This window comes from Streptococcus sp. GMD1S, assembly GCF_000296875.1.
GTDB lineage: Bacteria > Bacillota > Bacilli > Lactobacillales > Streptococcaceae > Streptococcus.
The window spans coordinates 1-563 of record NZ_AJQY01000428.1 but is presented as its reverse complement, the minus strand read 5'-3'; the positions used below and the strand labels follow the sequence as shown (position 1 = coordinate 563).

Below are 563 nucleotides of genomic sequence, written 5' to 3'. Positions count from 1 at the left end.
AATAAGAGAACCATAGGGTCAAAGAGACTATCGTATTTCATGGTTTGCAGGTTCTTCTGGAAGGTCAATTCATTGACTGCCTGAAAGGACTTCAACTCGTCCGCCTGGTAACCGAAAGACTTGGTCACTTTAATACCTGATACAGACTCCTGTACCTTGTTATTAAGTTCGGAAAAGGCAGCTTGGGATTCGCCAAAGGCCTTGTGGGTCTTTCTCCCTAGACGACTGGTCGCATAAGCCATGAAAGGTAAGGGTAAAATGGCAACTAGGGTCATTTGCCATGAAATACTAAAAAGCATGGTCAGCAAAGTCACCAAAGCCGTGATCGAGGCATCCACCGCAGACATAACACCACCCCCTGCGAGACGCGTCAAGGCATTGATATCATTTGTAGCGTGTGCCATCAGGTCCCCTGTACGATAGGTCTGATAAAAGGCTGGAGGCATTTTTGTGAAATGCTCAAACAAGCGAGACCGCATAATCTGTCCCAGACGATAAGAAGTCCCAAGGATATACATACGCCAAACATAGCGCAGATAGTACATCCCAAAGGCTGCAAGAAG

The 563-nt window shown here is 46.5% G+C and carries 1 protein-coding gene; it reads right to left on the bottom strand.

Annotated elements, in window-relative coordinates:
* Nucleotides 1-563: ABC transporter transmembrane domain-containing protein (locus GMD1S_RS10800; protein WP_000674124.1), on the bottom strand; the 563-nt coding region annotated here is incomplete at both ends.